Genomic DNA, 17498 nt, shown 5'->3' with positions numbered 1-17498 from the left:
ATGTAGTTTTAGGTTCCTGTCGCTAACAAACTAAGCTATCACCTAGGTTTTCTAGGTGCACACAGAGAACGTCGTTAAGTACAATCTGACTAATGACTTAACTTAAAGCTATTAAGGGTTTTAGGTGCTGTTTTCTTTTCCATTTAAACAATGAGGGAAGTAAGGCATGAAAAGACAGAAGCGAGACCGTTTAGAAAGAGCTTTATCAAGAGGTTATCAAGCAGGTATTGCAGGGCGTTCAAAAGAATTATGCCCTTATCAGTCGGTGGACGCGCGTTCGCATTGGTTGGGAGGCTGGCGAAAGGCCATGGAGGACCGGACGACACTCTCTGCATAGGCAGAGCATAGCACAGCATAACTTACTGATTAGAGAACCTAGATAAACGGTTTTTTAATTCCCTTTAAACCACAATTTAAAACCTCCGCGATTGCGGAGGTTTTAGATCATATAGCGTCAGTCGGTTTAGAAAGCACTTGTGTCTTTAAATAGACCAACTTTCAGGTCATTAGCAACGTAAATGACTTTACCATCAACTAATACTTCGCCATCAGCAAGTCCCATAATCAATTTACGATTAATAACACGTTTAAAATTGATACGGTAAGTCACTTTTTTCGCTGTTGGTAGAACCTGTCCAGTGAATTTAACTTCACCAACGCCCAATGCGCGACCTTTGCCTTCGCCACCCAGCCAACCAAGGTAGAAGCCGACCAACTGCCACATCGCATCCAGACCTAAACAGCCAGGCATAACAGGATCATTCACAAAATGGCAGCCAAAGAACCACAAGTCTGGATTGATATCCAGTTCAGCTTCGACATAGCCTTTATTGAAAGAACCGCCATCTTCAGTCATGGTGATGATGCGATCCATCATCAACATATTGCCAGAAGGTAATGGTGGCCCATTTTCGCCAAATAATTCGCCTCTTCCAGAAGCTTCTAAATCACTTTTTGTGTAGGAACTGCGTTTATCAACCATGTTCTTCTTATAGCCTTAATTAAGTTTAAGGATACAGGATAGCTTACACTTGTACGCTGAACAACTCCGATCTGATATTTTTTTACTCAACCAAGCCATTTCAGAAACCAAGGAAGCTTTGGTTTTTCTGGCGAGTTAGCTTGATTTATCCGTTCTTGAATTAAAGCTAACAAGTGTACGTTGTCACCTTCAGCTTGTTGCTCAAAGTAAGCTTGTTTGGTCAGTAAGGTGATCGCTTGAGCGACATGTTCTACTGGCCATATATGAAATTGACCTTCTTTGACTGCGTCAACAACGGTTTGATTGAGGCACAGATGGCGGACATTTGCCATTGGGATGATGACACCTTGCTGGCCTGTTAAGTGACGTTGAGCACATATATCGAAGAAGCCTTCAATTTTTTCATTCACGCCGCCAATAGGTTGCACATAACCAAATTGGTCTACCGCCCCGGTTACCGCTATTTGTTGATCGATAGGCTGTAGTGCTAATGCACTAATGAGGGCGCATAGTTCAGCCAAAGAAGCGCTATCACCATCGACTTCACCATAGGACTGCTCAAAGACAATTGAGGCTGAGAATGGCTGTGGCTGCTCTAATTTTAGTTCATAATTTAAATAAGCTTGCATGATCATCATGCCTTTAGCATGGATATTACCACCAAGCTCTGCTTTTCTTTCAACATCCACAAATTCACCATCACCTAAATGTGCCACACAGGTAATGCGTGAAGGCTCACCTAACGCTTCAGGGTGACCGGGGTACTGTAAAACGGACAAACCATTAATTTGGCCGATAACTTCTCCCTCTGTTCGGATAAAAACCTGTTCCTGTAAGATGTCGTCTTGTGAGCGCTCAGAAAGAAAGCTATGACGCCATAGGCGATTTTCAAGTGCCTGTTTGAATGCTTCATCACCCATCATGTTATCGATTTGGTAATGAGACGCATCGGTTAATTTGCGGATGAGCCATTGGCTATCGAGAGGTAAATTAAACTTGTCTTCACAAAACCGCGTAGCTTGTGTAATAAACGTCATCCAGCCATCGGAGGCAATTTCAGGCAAATGATTAGCGTCAATAAGTGATTTGATATAGCGCATCCATAGAACTAATTGTTCTTTATCATCAAAGAACATGATGGGTTCATATTCACCATAGATAGCATTCTCAAATAATTCTGAGTCGATATATTCAAATTCTTCTAACTCCAGCCTATCACCAACGATAATCAATTTTATATCAAGCGGTTGAGCATCAATTTCTATAGGTAGAGGCTGGTTATCAGAAAATGGCAACCATTCAAGTTGGCGACGAGCCACCATATTCTGTAATCTTTGCCACATCAATGGTTGGGCAATCAGTGATGATGCCGATAATATTAGGACACCACCGTTGATTTGATGTAATAATCCAGGAACTAAATGCAGTGAAGCTGTGATATAGCCAAACAATTGTTCTGGTTCTATCCAGTCGCGGTATGCAATCTTAGTCTGGCTAGAAAAGCGTCCGTCAATTTCAGGATGCCATTTAAAAGCGAGTTTATTGTCAGTGAGCTGATAATCACCCTTAATCGGCGAAAATTGGGTCAGTAAAGGGCTGATCGCTTCAGAAAATACCTGTAAATAATGCTCACTTTGCTCAGACTTGATAAACATGAAACGCGTGCGTGAGTTTTCTTTGATAAAACGTTCAATGCTATTAAATAGCCTAGGTTGAATTTCTGACAAAGTAGCAGGGGTCAGGGTATCTGAAGAGACAAAAGTTGCCTGATAAGGTGTTAGGTCAGGTGTTAGGCCTTGCCATGTTAGTTCTTGACTGATCACTATAATTTTTCTGCTATTAAAATGATTATAAGTAAAATGCCTGTTGGTGAGCAGGGCGCGTATGCCTGAATCCTGTTTGAATATTTTACATTGTTTTCAGGTCCATTTATTACCCATTGGGCAAGGTTGCTATATTAGCGTCTGAGCGTCAATCTTGCAGCAATAATTGACGTATAATCGACTAGAATAAAGCAAATAACAGTACAACAGGTAAAGACATTGGCCATGTAACGCCTATAAGTAGTGCACTGAGTAATCTCATAACTATGTTAGGGTCTTTTGTTAGGCGTAGTGTTATTAGAGCAGAGCATACGCCACCTATTCCATAAACGAGGAGTATGCATTCAAATGTGGACATGCTAATTCATTAATTTGTTAACAGATGAGGGCAGATTGTACACTATTTTGTGCTAAGTTGTTATCTTCTTTGTGAAGGGTCGTTTGTTGTTACCGCTGAATTGTGCTTCTTCAGTTAAAATTGCTAATATAAAACTAGATTCGATCTTCGTCGGGAAAAATTATGAAATATCAACAGCTTGAAAATCTAGAATGTGGCTGGAAATGGGATTATCTGGTGAAGAAGTCCAGAAGTGGTGAGGCAATCACTCGATATATTGAAAGAAGTGCAGAAGATGAAGCGATTGCCTTGCTGTTAAAAATGGAGAATCGGCCGACAGATGTTATGAAGTGGATTAATTTACATATGAATCCACAATTAGATAATCGTATGAAACAGAGTATTCGCGCTAGGCGTAAACGCCATTTCAATGCAGAGCATCCGCATACGAGAAAAAAGTCTATTGACCTTGATTTTTCTGTTTGGCAGCGATTATCTAATCTTGCAGTTAAGCGCAATAAAACATTATCGGAAACGATCATTCAGTTGATCGAGGATGCAGAGCATAAGGATAAGTATGAAAGCCAAATGAGCTTATTAAAAGAAGATCTGCAAGCGATTTTAGGTAATTCAAATACTAACAAGCCGTAATATTGATCGTTTGCTGTTATTGAATGATCAACTAAGATCGCGATGCTCTATGAGTAAAAGATGTAATCATTGACGCTTCACTGACTGGGATATAAGCAAAGCCTAGTTGTGACGGGATAAGACTTAGGCTATCGCCTGCTTTAAGTGACTTTAGAGATAAAAAAAACCCCATCGAAATGGGGTTTTTTGTGTTCAGATCGAAATTCGACCGAGGAACTTGTTATTAAGCGCCTGGTTGAGTTACAACTTCAGTTGTACCTTGGATTTCGATTTCAACGCGACGGTCTGGTGCCAGACACTCGATCAGAGCAGCACGGCCTTTAACGTTGTCACATTTGTTACCAGTTACTGGATCTTCTTTACCACGACCTTCAGCAGCGATTGCGCTAGCTGGAACGCCTTTAGCTACCAGGTAGTCAACAACTGACTGAGCACGTTTTTGTGACAGTGGCAGGTTGTAGTTTTGTGAACCGATACGGTCTGTGAAACCAACTACCAGTACGCGACCTTGAGTTGGGTCGATGCTGCTCAGTTCGTTATACAGTTCGTTCAGTGCTTGCTGACCTTCTGGCTTCAGAGTTGCTTTGTTGAAGTTGAACAGAACGTCTGAACGCAGAGTGAAACGTTTGTTCTCAACAACTGGAGCTGGCTCAACAACTGGCGCTGGCTCAACAACTGGCGCTGCTTCTTGGTTGAAACGATATGCTAGACCAACGCTCAGCATGCCGTTGTCTGGACGTACGCCCAAGTTATCGTTATCACCGATGTTGCTCACCCACTGGTAGTCTAAACGAGTCGCCCAGTTTGGAGTGATTGCATATTCAACACCCAGTGCGTATACAGGAGAAACGCCAGTGTCGTTTTCTTTGTAATTTGGTTGACCTTCTTGATGTGCTTTAACATCAGTACGCCATACCATACCACCTAAACGAGTGTAAACGTCTAAGTCATCCATTACTGGATAGCTTAGTTTGGTCGTCAGAGAAACACCCATTGATTTCAGGTCGCCGTTGTTACCAGCACCTTTGTATTTCATTTTACCAAACCAGTCATAACCAAGCTCGAAGCCCATGTACTGGTTGTATTGGTAACCTGCGTATGCACCAGCACCGAAAGTATCACGGTCAGTACTGTTACCTACAGTTGCATTACGATCAACTGGAGTAAAGCTTGTGTCTTCATAGTGAGACCAACCCAGTTTAGCACCGGTATACCAAGTGTTGTCTTTTGGAGCTGCCTGCGCAACAGTTGCGAAAGCTGCTACTGCCACTGCTACTGCGATAGCTGTCTTTTTCATTTTTTACGCCTCGTTATCATCCAATATAGGCATGGCTTCAATGAGCCTTATTATTCGCCATTGGTTTAAAATACTTGCTAGGTTTCGCTGACATTATCTACAAAAATTTATAAAAAGTAAAAAATAATGCCATAACCTTAACAAGCTAAAGTCTACAACGAACTTAAAAAGATACAAGTAGAGCAAGCAAAAATCGTTATAAAAAAACATATTTTAGTGGATAAATCAGAGAGATAAACATAACCTAATTTTAGATTGATTATTATCTATCCCATTGATCTCAATTATTTTTTCTACATTTTTTGAGCTTGTTATATCCAAATGTCAAATTTACTAAGAATATTCTTAATCTTGGCTAGTGATAATAGTTAGAGTGAATTTTTAGGTTATTTAGCTGTCCAGAATGGATACTTGCAATATTATGTGTTTTTTGAGGGCGCATAATAAAGCCAATAGAATGACCTTCTTGAGCCGCGCTTTGTAATCGAGCAAAGTCCTGTTCATTTAATTCAGGAAGCCAGCCGAGTACGACACTGTAATTACCACTCTTTAATGCCTTTTCCATTGCATCTATTGTCGTTATTGACGGCATATTACTTAATTGCATGATTTTATTTATAGGTAAACCAGACTGCTCTAGCCAATGGCGACTCAACTTTTTATTTGGACTCAACCAAAGCAACCAGCGAGATTGCACACCAAATTGGCGCAACATTGGCAGTAGGATGTAATCCATAATAGGATGTTTTTCATCATAAACCAGTTCACTCACCATACCATGCTGCATGGCATCATGGATATGTGGAGTTGAAGGCATGACTTGCGTACTGTGGTTAACAGAATGTTCAGTTGCTTTGTTCCAAGAATAGATAGCCATAATTCACCTCACCAATCAAGCTGTATGAATATACAGTAACTGTATATTCATACAATATCAAGCCTATTTTTTCAAAGCGCTTCGCAACTTTGGTGTTTTTATCTGCAATATTCTTGGAGTTTTAGGCTGTTCATCTCAGAATAGGTTTCTGCTAATTGTTTGTAAAATTAGGATATTTATAGTTTCACATACAAGGATGGAAGTAGATGAATACTCATAAGGAGCTTGGGTGTATGTCTTTACTGGAAAAGAATGATCCTCGATTAGATCAGCTATTAAAACGTTTTGGTGAGTTTAAAAAGAAAAACCACTTTGGTGGATATTGTCTAATCATCGATAGTGCCATCATCGGGTTAACATTAGATGGCCTTTTATATTTACGTGGATGTCTTTTTGCAAGAAGCTACTTTGAATCTATTAAACTTAGGCGGCTAGTGTTTAGCAAAAAAGGCATACCGCTAGAACTGCGTTATTATCAGATCCCTGAGCAGATATGGGAAAATGAAGAGTTATTGCTCCATTGTATTGAGTTAGCTTATCGTTCTGCGATTGAAGAACGAAAACAAAAACAATCAGCGGTATTACGCATCAAAGATTTACCGAATATGAATATGTCAGTAGAGAGAGCATTAGGCAAAATCGGCATTCATAAAGTTGATGATTTACGAGCAATAGGTGCGAAAGCTTGCTTTTTGAAGCTAAAACAGTTGGGGCGATTTTCTCCTAGTATTAAATTACTGATTGGATTAGCGGGGGCAATAGAAGGCTATCATAGTGCTGTTTTACCATTACAAATGAAACAAGAATTGATCAATTGGTATAACAGTGTGGGGTAGGGCTAATTAAGGTGAGATAAACGATGAGAGGGGATGTCACTGTTTCGCCACATTTTGACACCCGCTCATCTGTTTTATTTATCGGCTAACTGACTTAATTTTGCTCGCGTACATAATGATTTGCTGACGTATTAATTTGTATGATCATAGCCTTGATTTCAGGAATAAGCTCCAGTAATAATCTTGCTTGTTCCATAATCAGTACTGTTTTTTCATCATCACTGACGGATATGCTATCAATGCGACGCGTAATACTTTCTCGTAACTGTTCTGATTTCTCTTCGGCTTGAGCGTCCAACGTCAGGATTTGCAATGAGGTTTCTACATAGCAAATAGCATCACTTAAAATCGTGAGGTTATCCTTATTTTGCATCTGCTCTCGATGTGCACCAAGGGCGGAAATATAGCTCAGCAATGTATGGTTAAGGCATAGAAGCCTAAATGCCTGTTCTTGGGTGACTTGATAGGACTTCGGGTCTGATGCCATATTCGAAACAATAGAAGCAAATTCTGCATCATTATTATGGGCATCTCGCCGTGCTACTCGGTATTCAAGGCTATTATCTTTACCTTGATAGTACTGTTGCAAAATCGCATCTAAATAACGGCAATTGCTGTCCATGGTTTTTTGTACCACTTGAGGTAATTGGCGAAATTTCCAATCAGGCCATATAAAGCTCACTGCAAGAAAGGCAATAAAACAACCGATTAAAGTATCAATGACCCGAGGAAGAGCAACCTCAAATCCTTCTCCTAATAGGTTAAAACAAAAGAGAACAAGCAAGGTAATAAATAGGGTTGCTTGAGCATATTGGCTGCTACGGAAAACAAAAAATAGCAAACCAGAAATAACGATTAAGGTCAGCTGTCCTTCCATTGAAGGCACAAAATTTAATAAAGGTAACCCAACGAGTATCCCGATGAGGGTACCGATTATCCGTAGTGCGAGTCGTCGTTTGGTTGCACTATAGTTAGGTTGGCAAACAAATAAACTGGTTAATAAAATCCAATATCCTCTTTCTAAATCAAATAACTGGATAATGAGATAGCCTGTACAGAGTAAGAGTGACATTCTAACGGCATGGCGGAAAAGTGCAGACTTAGGCGTTAAATGATGTTTAAAGCGGGCAATAATATCACTGAGACCTGAAGGGGACTCATCTGATAATTGTTCAATTTGTTTATTATGATGTTGCCGTGAATTCTGTTCAAGGCTAAGCCCACGCAATTGCACGTCAATACCTTTCAAGTTTTTGAGTAAGTTATACAACGCTTTTATTTCATGAATCGCTGGGGAGCGTTGCTTAAGTAATTGCAGTGAGTTTTCAAGGTAAGTGAAAGTACCTTCAAAGCGTGGATTATGTTGATATTGTTTACGCCATAGGACTGATTGAGCGACTTGCTGGCAAGCTCTTGCTTGCATACTCAGTAAACGTTGAAAACGGAATAATATATCGCTGTGGCGCAGGGTGCGACTCAGTTGTTGGTATTGAATGTGTGATGAGCTGGCACGTTCATGGATATCTTGCGCCACAAAATAATATTGCAACGTCGTACGGGTGCCTTTTTGTCCGCGATCACCTTTTAGTCGGCTAAGAAGCGCTATTTTTGCTTGATTCATCGTACTGACTAATGTGCTATTAACGAGTGCTAGCTCGTAGACTGACTGCGGGTAGTCATCTTCCAAATCGGGGTCGAATAGGTTAGCTTTAGCATCAAGATAAGCCGCTAATTGCTGATAACATTGCGTAATGGCATCTTGCAACGGCCTAACTGGAAATAGAATATGGCCGATTAAGGTCAAGACGTTATACCAAATAGCACCAATGAGTAGCAAAGCAGGTTGTTGATACCATGTATCAAAAATAGGCACACCCAGCATGGTATAGATGGCAATTAATAACGCACCAAAAGCAATCGTAGCATAGCGTTGACCTAATGCGCCCAATAGAATGAATCCACAGGTTGAAATTGCCAGACCAAAGAAGAAAAGTATTGGATGTGGGAATAATAATTCAATAGAGACGGATGCGATAAAAAAGCAACATAGTGTGATAACTAAGTTTTTTAAGCGGCCAGTTAATCTATCATCGAGATCCGTCAGAGCCGCCGCAACCATGCCTAAGGTTAAGGGAATTGTGACTTTGGGCTCTTGGTTTAATAACCAAGGAATGAGAGTCGTCCCTGTCAGGGCGATTAAGATTCGGATATAATATAAAATATGGCTGTTATATAAAACACGACGATAACTGGTAAGCAGCGTTAACACAAAGTACCTCAAAGGCAAACATTCCCTAGTCTATACTCGTCATATTTCAAGTTGCTTAGTTGTTGATGTGTTTTCAACCTGCAAATTTAAGTGCCTATATAATCTAGTTTTCTTTTCAACACATTGTTGAACATTTTCTAGATGCAACTCGAATTATGTAGAGTCTATATAGGATAGCGTGTTTATGAGTAATAAAAAACTGTTTGGAATCAAGCTACCGTTATTTTCATAATTGAACAACTCAGGTGCAGGATGTATGGAACTGAAATCAACACAGATTGGGCAGCGCCTGGCTCAGCATCCCTATAATCGGGTTCGCTTATTGAATGCTGGCATTGAGGTGAGTGGGGAAAAACATCAATACCTTATACCTTTTAATCAGTTAATTGATATCCATTGTAAAAGAGGCATTGTCTGGGGAGAGCTAGAGTTTGAACTCTCTGATGAGCAAGTCGTACGTTTACATGGTACTGAATGGAAGCAAACTCAACGCTTTTATCATTATTTAAATGATAAGTGGCAGCAATGGAGCCTAGAAATGAGTGAAATCAGTGCTGAAGTCCTGACTTCACTCGCAAAATCTATTCAGCAACAAACTCAACAAGATAGTTGGCTCAACTTACGTGAGTTAGCGTCCTTTCGGAAAAAAATTAGCGAAAAATTTTCGTCTCTCCCTTTGCCATTGGCTCGTGTTAGCCAATTTGAAAACTGTGCTGCCGCTTATCGTTATTGCTTACAGTGGCTAGAAGATGGCGAACGCTGTCGACAGCATATTAATCAACAATGGAGTGAATCAATATTGTCACGCTATGGTGACTTTTTTCAACATGTTGAAACATCACCACTGAACCCCAGCCAATCTCTGGCAGTGATTAATGGCGAAGAAAATATTTTGGTGCTGGCTGGTGCGGGGAGCGGAAAAACATCGGTACTTGTTGCCAGAGCAGGTTGGTTGCTTTTAAGAGGACTCGCTAAGCCTGAGCAAATCTTATTATTGGCTTTTGGGCGTAAAGCGGCTCAAGAAATGAATGAGCGCATTCATGAGCGCTTGCAACAAGAGGATATTGAGGCAAAAACCTTTCATGCATTAGCGCTACAGATTATTCGTGAGGGTAGTAACAAATCACCAGTTATCAGTGAATTAGAAATAAATTCACAAAAACGCAGTGAATTATTACTTAATGAATGGCGCGAACAGTGTAGTAGTAAAAAAGCACAAGCCAAGGGGTGGCGTGAGTGGTTCACCGATGAATTACAGTGGGATGTTCCTGAAGGTGAGTTTTGGCAAGATGAAAAAATCAGTAAACGGGTCGTTACTCGGTTAGATCGTTGGTTAAGCTTAATGCGTATGCATGGTGGCGGCCAAAAAGAGATGATCGAGGCCGCAGACGAACAGCAACAAAGCCTATTTCAAAAACGTATTCGTCTCATGTCGCCTCTTTTAAAAGCATGGAAGAGTGCGTTAAAAGAAGAAGGGGCTATTGATTTTTCGGGACTCATTCACCAAGCAATTAATTTATTGGAGAAAGGGCGTTTTATCAGTCCTTGGAAGCATATTTTAGTTGATGAGTTCCAAGATATCTCACCATTAAGAGCAAAGTTGTTACAAGCATTACGTCAGCAAAATAAGCAGACCTCACTCTTTGCAGTTGGTGATGATTGGCAAGCGATTTATCGTTTTAGTGGTGCAGAATTAGATCTCACAACATCTTTTGAACAAAATTTTGGGCAAGGAGCGCTATGCGCTTTAGATACAACTTATCGATTTAATGAACGTATTGGCGAAATAGCTAATCGCTTCATATTACAAAATCCGACTCAACTCGATAAACCGCTCAATAGCTTAGTGAAAGGCAGTAAGAAATCGGTCATTTTGCTCGATGAAAATGCACTAGAGCGTTTATTAGACAAAATGAGTGGCTACGTTACAGATAATGAAACTATTTTGTGTTTAGCACGTTACCATTACTTAAGACCCGAAATTTTAAATAAAGCTAAAACACGCTGGCCGAAGTTGAATATCGAGTTTATGACTATTCATGCTTCAAAAGGCAAACAAGCGGACCATGTCATTATTTGTGGGCTTAATAGTGGGAAAGATAGTTTTCCAGCGGTGGCGAGAGAATCTATCATGGAACAGGTTTTGCTACCGAAACACGAAGAGTTCGAGTATGCGGAAGAGCGACGATTATTATATGTTGCAATGACGCGTGCTAAACAGCAGGTATGGCTACTTTACCATCCTGATGAGCCTTCAGAGTTTGTGGATATCTTAAAGCAGTTAGGTGTTCCTAAACAGAAAAAACCATAATGGATGATAGGTGCCGGACACGAACTATCCGGCACTGATTCGTTATTTGGTGCGCTCTTGCAAGTATCGTTGATAATCAGGAATAACGACATCAATTTCACCATCAAAGTATGGTGAGGTAATGATAAAGTCTGCTGTTGCGGGGTTGGTCGCAACGGGGATATTCCAGACTGTTGCTAAGCGTAATAGGGCTTTAACATCGGGATCATGAGGAACCGCATTGAGTGGATCCCAGAAAAATATCATCACATCGATCTTTTGTTCAGCGATCATTGCGCCAATTTGTTGGTCACCTCCCATCGGGCCACTCAGCATACCGGTGACATTAAGACCAGTATGGTGACTAATTAGACTGGCTGTCGTTCCTGTCCCAAACAGTTTATGAGGCTTTAGCTGCTCACTATTTTTTGTCGCCCATGCTAATAGCGAGGATTTGCAGTGGTCATGGGCAACCAGTGCTATATTTTTCGGGGTTTTTATTCTACGAGTTGTTGATTCCATGATGTTCCCTTAAAAGTCGCGTGATATCACGCTAAGAGCATTAATAATACTTATTTACCTGTTGTGGCTGGTTGTTATGGAAATAATTAGGGAAATCAATTTATTATTTTATAACAAATGGTTAAAGTGGAATAAATACGTTTTCCCGTATTGCCAGCAACCTTAGCGTGATGGCCTATAATAGAGAAATTGAGTGATCACGCAGGACAAGGTATATCATATTGTGAGTTAATAGTTTACTGATTTTGGGAGATATTTTGATGGATAGTCAAGAAATTGCTGAAATATTACGGCGTGTTAACACGATCGCATTGGTCGGAGCAAGTGATAAACAAAATCGCCCAAGTTATGAAGTGATGGCATATCTATTAGAGCAGGGGTACACCGTGATTCCGGTTAGTCCTAAACTATCGGGTCAAACATTATTAGGGCAAAAAGTATATGAAAAGCTGAGCGATATTCCCCAACCTATAGATATGGTAGATGTGTTCCGTAATGCCGATGCTGCCGTTGGCGTCGCACGGGAAGCCGTAGACGTTAAAGCAAAAGTGTTATGGCTGCAAAAAGGCGTTATCAGTGAAGAAGCTCAACAAATCGCTTTGTCTGCTGGTATGAAATTTGTCATGGATAAGTGTCCAAAACAAGAAATTCCGGCGTTAGGCATAGAAAAATAAGCGCCATAACGTAGTAAAGCAGCTAACGCGCTGCTTTACTGTGGATGAACGATAAAGGATTAGTTACGTAGGCGTGGTGCTTGTAATTGTGAACGAATAGATTCAGCTAATTCGTCCATAGAGGGTTGTTCTGGATGGTCATCAGCGGTTTCATAAGTAATTTGAGCTTCTGCCAAATAAGTATGAATAGCTTCGCCATTATCGTCTTCCATAACAACGTGATACCAAGGCAAATCACGTAATGTGCTGTTTGCAGCAATATCATCATCGTCATGCGGTTGTTCGAGCGAGTATTCAGCATCAACATCTACTACAACGCCTAGGTAGCCGAGTAATTTATGTCTAACTTGTTGCCCGATCCCATATTTACTGGTGATCATCATAGCCACCTCCTAAAAGCCTTGCTTATGCTATAACTTTATATCTGGGCAGTGTTCCGCGTTTTCAAGCCAATGTATGGACAATTATTCATAACGCAATACACTGTCTTATATGTAACATGAAAAGCAGTGCCTCGATCTCAGATTATCTGTTCAACGCATAAAACACAACTGTAATAAATAGGTTATTTATAAATAATCTACTGATAAAGGGGGCTAAAAATGACAAAAGCAGCCGGACGTTTGTTTTATATTTATGGCCGTGTACAAGGGGTTGGTTTTCGCTATCAAACATATCATTGGGCTAATCAGAATGGAATAAAAGGATATGTTTGTAATCGCGAAGATGGCAGCGTTGCGCTAGGCATTTACGGCTCAGAGCAAGATATCTGCTTTGTAGAGGAATGGCTTAATGCAGGTGGTCCCCCTGGAGCAAAAATCGACCATTATTTTAGCGAAAACTGGGCAACTGAAAAAATAGCGGATTTTTCAGTCCGCTATTAATTTTAGGGTAATGAGTTAAATGCATTTGACAGGTTTTGGTAACCCAGCAAGTTTCGTGGCTTGCTTTGCGGGACCTTTAGGGAATAGTCGATACAAGTAGCGGCTATTTCCTTTCTCCTCTCCAAATTGCTGTGAAACCGCTTTTACCAGCATACGAATAGCGGGTGAGGTGTTAAACTCTTCGTAAAAGGCACGAACAAAGCGAACAATTTCAAGGTGCTCTTCTGTCAGCGTAATATTTTCTTGCTCAGCGAGAAGAGGGATAAGCGCCTCGCTCCATTGTTGGCTATCAATAAGGTAGCCTTGTGAATCAGTCTCAATTTCTTGACCGTTAAAACGCAACATACAAATTTCTACCTAAACAAAAATAGAGTGCAAATTTAGCAAAAAATAGTCAATAACCCAAGTAACCTGTTAAATATGCCGATAATTTAGCCCAACGATACGCTAAGCGTCTATTTTTATAGCAATTGATAAAAATAAGGGTTTACATCGAAAGCCCAGATGTTTATAGTGCACGTCATTGCGGAGGGGTGGCCGAGCGGCTGAAGGCAGCGGTCTTGAAAACCGCCGATGGGAAACCATCCGAGAGTTCGAATCTCTCCTCCTCCGCCATTTCAACATCTCCTAGCGTTTTCTGAAATCTCCTATTATTCAGTAATAATCCAATCTCCTAACAAAATCTCACGCTAATAAAATCGACTATCGACTTTCTAAATCTCTGCAATTTGTTGTATCGAATTCCCTTCTACAATATTGGTGATTTATAAAGCTAACAGACATGGCAATCAAGCGTGCCAAGTCAAAAGCAAAATCCTACACGCTGGCGGATGCCAACGGGCTATCTTTATTAGTTGAAATTAACGGCTCCAAAGGCTGGCGTTATCGCTATTAATTTGCTGACAAAACTAAAATGATATCGTTAGGTATCTATCCTGTTGTCACTCTCATTGAAGCAAGAGCGAAAAGAGACAAATCACGAAAACAGATCGCCAATGCTATTAATCCAAATGAATCCAGAAAAGCAGAAAAAGCGATCACCATTAATCAAACTGAAAACACCTTTAAAAATATTGCCCTTGAATGGTATGAGGGCAGAAAAGATCGCTGGTCTGTTGGGTATCGTGATGACATGATGGACGCATTCGAAAAAAGATGTATTTCCTTATATAGGTCATTGCCCGATTGCCGAAATCAAACCCATGGAATTACTTGAAGTGCTTTCTATTATGGAAAAGCGCGGAGCAACTGAGAAACTAAAGAAAGTGCGCCAACGTTGCGGTGAGGTGTGGAAGTACGCCATTATCACGGGTAGGGTAGAGTATAACCCTGCACCAGATTTAGCTAGTGCCTTTGTTCCTCATAAGCGTGAGCACTACGCCCATCTTTCAGTAAGTGAATTACCAGAGTTTCTTTCTTCTATTGATAAGTACATGGGAAGCCAGATTGTAAGAGTGGCATTAAGGGTGCTTATATTAACCGGAGTTCGACCAGGCGAATTGAGAAAGGCGGAATGGTCAGAAATTAACTTTGATACTGGAGTATGGGAAATACCGGCTGAAAAAATGAAGATGCGCCGCCCTCATATTGTACCACTATCAGAGCAGGTTATTGATTTGTTGAAACAGATACACCCTATCAGTGGCAGTTATCAATATATATTCCCTAGTCGCACTGATTATAGAAAACATATATCAGATATGGCACTGAATACGATGATTAGACGCATGGGTTACAGTGGTAGAGCCACAGGTCACGGATTCAGGCACACAATGAGCACTATCCTACACGAACAAGGCTATAACACGGCATGGATTGAGACACAGCTAGCGCACGTTGATAAAAACTCTATCCGTGGAACGTATAACCATGCTCAGTACATTGATGGCCGTAGAGAAATGCTTCAATGGTACGCTGATTACATGGGGGCATTAGAGAATGGGGATAATGTTGTCCACGGTAACTTTAAACGCGCTTAATCCACCAGCAACCACATACAGAACCAGACAGTGAAAGGTCTGGTTTTTTTGTACCTGAAATAGCTATCATTAAGTGGTTTATTTTTAAACCCGTGAATTTAGACAGGCCTTAATGGTGTAAGATAAATCTTAATATCTAATAAAAGTACACTCTGGTAGACTTTAATAGACCATGTAAAATTGCGGCGATAGACTTTGATCGCTTCTTAAGCTTGACTGTTTATTATTACAGTATAATATACCAAATAGTACCGCAGTAGATCATTGTGGACTTAGCTCTTTAACACCTCTGCGCTGAAAAAGCGCGATATGTTCTTTAACAACATTGATAGCAACCAGTTATTAGCTATCAGAATGGAGTCACTGATAAAGTGACTAAATGCTCTTTTACAAATGTGAGTATGCCCAGAGTAAATTCTCAGGGACAATCTGCCATAGTGGCGCTTTTGAAGTGCTTGATATACTGTTTTTTTAGTTTGACTAGTGGCTGAACCAGCTTGTAACAAATAAGGAACACTCAGAGGAACTTCTCAGAGCATATAAGTTGTATTGATAGCCTTTAAATTAGGCTATTTGCTCTTTTATAATAATATCGGCACATGCATCGTGTGCAAAAAGGTTAACTTATTGTGTAGCATTTTGATGAGTTCTCAACACAAAATAGTATTTGTGGCAAAACTTGTACAGATAGCTACTTGTTCTTTAAAAAATGACCTGCGCTCCTTGCAAACGGGAGCTTTTAGTAAACAACTTAATGATTTTGCTCTGTTTACTAAATGTATGTAGTTCAGGTCGATAATGGCAATCAGCTAATTTGAATTATATAATTGTAATTATTCAAATTAGTAAATTGTTCTTTGAAATTTAAGTCTCCGCCTTTGTGGAGTGTAGTTCTGTTCTTTAAAATTTATTTCGCTCCTGCATCAGGAGCAAAGCTCATATCTATATCAATGGATATATTACCTTATCAAATATTCATTAATTATAGCTATGTTCTTTTCAAGGCTCTAGGCACAGGCAGTGAGCGCAAATCAGCTTATTATTGAAATTATTTTATTTTAAACAATAAGCCCATCACTCAAAAAATACCCTAAAATATAAACCATAATATGCGTTATATACCTTATACATTTATGTATAGGGCGTTTTCGCATATCTTTTCATATCACATTAAGGAAAATTCTATGAATAATCTGATTAGGCTTTCAGAGGTTTTGCGACGCACAGGTTACAGCAAGGCATGGATTTATAGATTAATTAAAGAAAATGACTTTCCACAGCAAGTAAAAATAGGTACTCGCTCTGTTGCTTTTATTGAGTCAGAAGTAGATGAGTGGATTGCAAATAAGATTGCTGAATCACGTACTGGAGAGGTGGCTTAATGGAAAAGAAAAACCACCCGCCACAGGTGGCATCTCAGGATAACGCGACAGCATCTATTCTATCAAAGAACCCACCGAAAAAAATCAAAGCATGGAAATATTTTTTATCTGCCTATAACGGCTCTACCGAAAACGATATTTTAAAGTATTGCCGCTTATCATCAGGCCGTAATTACTTTTCAGAACTGGAGCGTAAATTAAATATTAACTTAGAACGTACTGACGAACCGAACCCAGACGGGATAGGGTCGCATTATCGTTACCGTATTCGTAACCAGAAAGATGCAAAGAAGATTATTGATCTTATCAATAGCCGAGCTTGTGCTGGTGGGTATGACGGAATTTCTATCCATCAATCAGATCTGATTTTAACGCTTTACCCAGTCGAATAATAAGGAAATAGCAATATGAAAAATAAAATGGCCGTAATGGGTCAGGGCTTCTCTAACCCTAAAGTCAGGGAAGAAAGTATTCTAAATGTTATTTCTGATTTTATTTATCCTATTGATGTAAAAGTAAAATATTACAATTTTGGAAATGACTATTTAAGTTTAAAAGGGCTATCACAGTATCTGTGCAAATTCACGCAAAATAATGTTTTTTATATTCATGTACGGTTTTGCGAGTATTTGCAGACAAATTTAGTCAAGCTATCCCGTGTTGTCGCGACAGCTCTTAATTAACTAAATAAAAGG

At 40.0% G+C, this 17498-nt stretch carries 18 protein-coding genes, 1 tRNA gene and 1 pseudogene; 11 read left to right on the top strand and 9 right to left on the bottom strand.

Annotation, left to right across the window (positions count from 1 at the left end):
* The first annotated feature begins 166 nt into the window (after window positions 1-166).
* Window positions 167-337, top strand: a complete 171-nt coding sequence (rmf, locus tag G3341_RS14005) for a ribosome modulation factor (protein WP_154623228.1) — start codon at window positions 167-169, stop codon at window positions 335-337.
* A 126-nt stretch (window positions 338-463) separates the two neighbouring features.
* Here rmf and fabA read toward each other — a convergent pair whose 3' ends face one another.
* The 3 genes from fabA to G3341_RS13990 form a co-directional block, all read right to left on the bottom strand.
* Window positions 464-982, bottom strand: coding sequence for a bifunctional 3-hydroxydecanoyl-ACP dehydratase/trans-2-decenoyl-ACP isomerase (gene fabA / locus G3341_RS14000; protein WP_154623227.1), 519 nt, complete (start codon window positions 980-982; stop codon window positions 464-466).
* An 86-nt stretch (window positions 983-1068) separates the two neighbouring features.
* Window positions 1069-2805, bottom strand: a complete 1737-nt coding sequence (locus G3341_RS13995; protein ID WP_163862603.1) for an AAA family ATPase — start codon at window positions 2803-2805, stop codon at window positions 1069-1071.
* Between the two features lie 181 nt (window positions 2806-2986).
* Window positions 2987-3163, bottom strand: a complete 177-nt coding sequence (locus tag G3341_RS13990) for a GhoT/OrtT family toxin (RefSeq protein WP_154623225.1) — start codon at window positions 3161-3163, stop codon at window positions 2987-2989.
* A gap of 162 nt (window positions 3164-3325) precedes the next feature.
* On the opposite strand from G3341_RS13990, the gene matP reads away from it, so the two are divergent.
* On the top strand, window positions 3326-3793 hold the full coding sequence (matP, locus tag G3341_RS13985; protein WP_154623224.1) for a macrodomain Ter protein MatP: 468 nt from the start codon (window positions 3326-3328) through the stop codon (window positions 3791-3793).
* Between the two features lie 223 nt (window positions 3794-4016).
* Here the strand turns inward: matP and ompA are convergent, their stop codons facing one another.
* On the bottom strand, window positions 4017-5090 hold the full coding sequence (gene ompA / locus G3341_RS13980; protein ID WP_163862600.1) for a porin OmpA: 1074 nt from the start codon (window positions 5088-5090) through the stop codon (window positions 4017-4019).
* A 355-nt stretch (window positions 5091-5445) separates the two neighbouring features.
* Window positions 5446-5967 carry an SOS-induced cell division inhibitor SulA gene (sulA, locus tag G3341_RS13975; RefSeq protein ID WP_154623222.1) on the bottom strand — a complete coding sequence of 174 codons (522 nt, stop codon included), beginning with the start codon at window positions 5965-5967 and terminating at the stop codon, window positions 5446-5448.
* Window positions 5968-6200: 233 nt separating this feature from the next.
* On the opposite strand from sulA, the gene G3341_RS13970 reads away from it, so the two are divergent.
* Window positions 6201-6803, top strand: coding sequence for a TfoX/Sxy family DNA transformation protein (locus G3341_RS13970; protein WP_230085824.1), 603 nt, complete (start codon window positions 6201-6203; stop codon window positions 6801-6803).
* Between the two features lie 94 nt (window positions 6804-6897).
* Here the strand turns inward: G3341_RS13970 and yccS are convergent, their stop codons facing one another.
* The gene (gene yccS / locus G3341_RS13965; RefSeq protein ID WP_163862597.1) at window positions 6898-9072 is read right to left on the bottom strand and encodes a YccS family putative transporter; all 2175 of its coding nucleotides are present in this window, start codon (window positions 9070-9072) and stop codon (window positions 6898-6900) included.
* Window positions 9073-9328: 256 nt separating this feature from the next.
* Between yccS and helD the strand changes: the two genes are divergently transcribed.
* Complete coding sequence (gene helD, locus G3341_RS13960) at window positions 9329-11383, top strand: DNA helicase IV (protein ID WP_163862595.1); 2055 nt, start codon at window positions 9329-9331, stop codon at window positions 11381-11383.
* Window positions 11384-11425: 42 nt separating this feature from the next.
* Here helD and G3341_RS13955 read toward each other — a convergent pair whose 3' ends face one another.
* Window positions 11426-11884: a methylglyoxal synthase gene (locus G3341_RS13955; protein WP_154623218.1), complete on the bottom strand. Its 459-nt coding sequence runs from the start codon at window positions 11882-11884 to the stop codon at window positions 11426-11428.
* A gap of 260 nt (window positions 11885-12144) precedes the next feature.
* On the opposite strand from G3341_RS13955, the gene G3341_RS13950 reads away from it, so the two are divergent.
* Window positions 12145-12558, top strand: coding sequence for a CoA-binding protein (locus G3341_RS13950; protein WP_163862592.1), 414 nt, complete (start codon window positions 12145-12147; stop codon window positions 12556-12558).
* Between the two features lie 59 nt (window positions 12559-12617).
* Here the strand turns inward: G3341_RS13950 and hspQ are convergent, their stop codons facing one another.
* Window positions 12618-12941 (bottom strand): heat shock protein HspQ, encoded by a 324-nt coding sequence (hspQ, locus tag G3341_RS13945; RefSeq protein ID WP_195848159.1) that lies wholly within the window; start codon window positions 12939-12941, stop codon window positions 12618-12620.
* A 219-nt stretch (window positions 12942-13160) separates the two neighbouring features.
* Here hspQ and G3341_RS13940 point away from each other — a divergent pair, with 219 nt between their 5' ends.
* Window positions 13161-13442 carry an acylphosphatase gene (locus G3341_RS13940; RefSeq protein ID WP_154623216.1) on the top strand — a complete coding sequence of 94 codons (282 nt, stop codon included), beginning with the start codon at window positions 13161-13163 and terminating at the stop codon, window positions 13440-13442.
* 15 nt (window positions 13443-13457) lie between these two features.
* Here the strand turns inward: G3341_RS13940 and tusE are convergent, their stop codons facing one another.
* Window positions 13458-13787 (bottom strand): sulfurtransferase TusE, encoded by a 330-nt coding sequence (gene tusE / locus G3341_RS13935; RefSeq protein ID WP_154623215.1) that lies wholly within the window; start codon window positions 13785-13787, stop codon window positions 13458-13460.
* Between the two features lie 182 nt (window positions 13788-13969).
* On the opposite strand from tusE, the gene G3341_RS13930 reads away from it, so the two are divergent.
* From G3341_RS13930 to G3341_RS13910, 5 genes and pseudogenes are all read left to right on the top strand, one after another.
* Window positions 13970-14057, top strand: a tRNA-Ser gene (locus tag G3341_RS13930).
* A 151-nt stretch (window positions 14058-14208) separates the two neighbouring features.
* Window positions 14209-15421 (top strand): annotated as a pseudogene (locus tag G3341_RS13925) (tyrosine-type recombinase/integrase).
* A 1184-nt stretch (window positions 15422-16605) separates the two neighbouring features.
* Window positions 16606-16803 carry a helix-turn-helix transcriptional regulator gene (locus tag G3341_RS13920; RefSeq protein WP_163837073.1) on the top strand — a complete coding sequence of 66 codons (198 nt, stop codon included), beginning with the start codon at window positions 16606-16608 and terminating at the stop codon, window positions 16801-16803.
* Window positions 16803-17195: a hypothetical protein gene (locus G3341_RS13915; RefSeq protein ID WP_163862589.1), complete on the top strand. Its 393-nt coding sequence runs from the start codon at window positions 16803-16805 to the stop codon at window positions 17193-17195. Before G3341_RS13920 ends, G3341_RS13915 begins: the two co-directional genes overlap by 1 nt.
* Window positions 17196-17210: 15 nt before the next feature.
* Complete coding sequence (locus tag G3341_RS13910; protein ID WP_163862586.1) at window positions 17211-17486, top strand: hypothetical protein; 276 nt, start codon at window positions 17211-17213, stop codon at window positions 17484-17486.
* Window positions 17487-17498: the final 12 nt, after the last annotated feature.

This window comes from Providencia vermicola, assembly GCF_010748935.1.
GTDB classification, from domain to species: Bacteria; Pseudomonadota; Gammaproteobacteria; order Enterobacterales; family Enterobacteriaceae; genus Providencia; species Providencia zhejiangensis.
Note: the sequence above shows the minus strand (reverse complement) of the source record. Positions and strands in the feature narration are given on the sequence as shown.

What these genes read in the sequence shown, in the direction of transcription:
- rmf (WP_154623228.1), top strand. Translation starts at nt 167, where the DNA reads ATGAAAAGACAGAAGCGAGACCGTTTAGAAAGAGCTTTATCAAGAGGT.
- fabA (WP_154623227.1), bottom strand. Translation starts at nt 982, where the DNA reads ATGGTTGATAAACGCAGTTCCTACACAAAAAGTGATTTAGAAGCTTCT.
- G3341_RS13990 (WP_154623225.1), bottom strand. Translation starts at nt 3,163, where the DNA reads ATGTCCACATTTGAATGCATACTCCTCGTTTATGGAATAGGTGGCGTA.
- matP (WP_154623224.1), top strand. Translation starts at nt 3,326, where the DNA reads ATGAAATATCAACAGCTTGAAAATCTAGAATGTGGCTGGAAATGGGAT.
- ompA (WP_163862600.1), bottom strand. Translation starts at nt 5,090, where the DNA reads ATGAAAAAGACAGCTATCGCAGTAGCAGTGGCAGTAGCAGCTTTCGCA.
- sulA (WP_154623222.1), bottom strand. Translation starts at nt 5,967, where the DNA reads ATGGCTATCTATTCTTGGAACAAAGCAACTGAACATTCTGTTAACCAC.
- G3341_RS13970 (WP_230085824.1), top strand. Translation starts at nt 6,201, where the DNA reads ATGTCTTTACTGGAAAAGAATGATCCTCGATTAGATCAGCTATTAAAA.
- helD (WP_163862595.1), top strand. Translation starts at nt 9,329, where the DNA reads ATGGAACTGAAATCAACACAGATTGGGCAGCGCCTGGCTCAGCATCCC.
- G3341_RS13955 (WP_154623218.1), bottom strand. Translation starts at nt 11,884, where the DNA reads ATGGAATCAACAACTCGTAGAATAAAAACCCCGAAAAATATAGCACTG.
- G3341_RS13950 (WP_163862592.1), top strand. Translation starts at nt 12,145, where the DNA reads ATGGATAGTCAAGAAATTGCTGAAATATTACGGCGTGTTAACACGATC.
- hspQ (WP_195848159.1), bottom strand. Translation starts at nt 12,941, where the DNA reads ATGATGATCACCAGTAAATATGGGATCGGGCAACAAGTTAGACATAAA.
- G3341_RS13940 (WP_154623216.1), top strand. Translation starts at nt 13,161, where the DNA reads ATGACAAAAGCAGCCGGACGTTTGTTTTATATTTATGGCCGTGTACAA.
- tusE (WP_154623215.1), bottom strand. Translation starts at nt 13,787, where the DNA reads ATGTTGCGTTTTAACGGTCAAGAAATTGAGACTGATTCACAAGGCTAC.
- G3341_RS13920 (WP_163837073.1), top strand. Translation starts at nt 16,606, where the DNA reads ATGAATAATCTGATTAGGCTTTCAGAGGTTTTGCGACGCACAGGTTAC.
- G3341_RS13915 (WP_163862589.1), top strand. Translation starts at nt 16,803, where the DNA reads ATGGAAAAGAAAAACCACCCGCCACAGGTGGCATCTCAGGATAACGCG.
- G3341_RS13910 (WP_163862586.1), top strand. Translation starts at nt 17,211, where the DNA reads ATGAAAAATAAAATGGCCGTAATGGGTCAGGGCTTCTCTAACCCTAAA.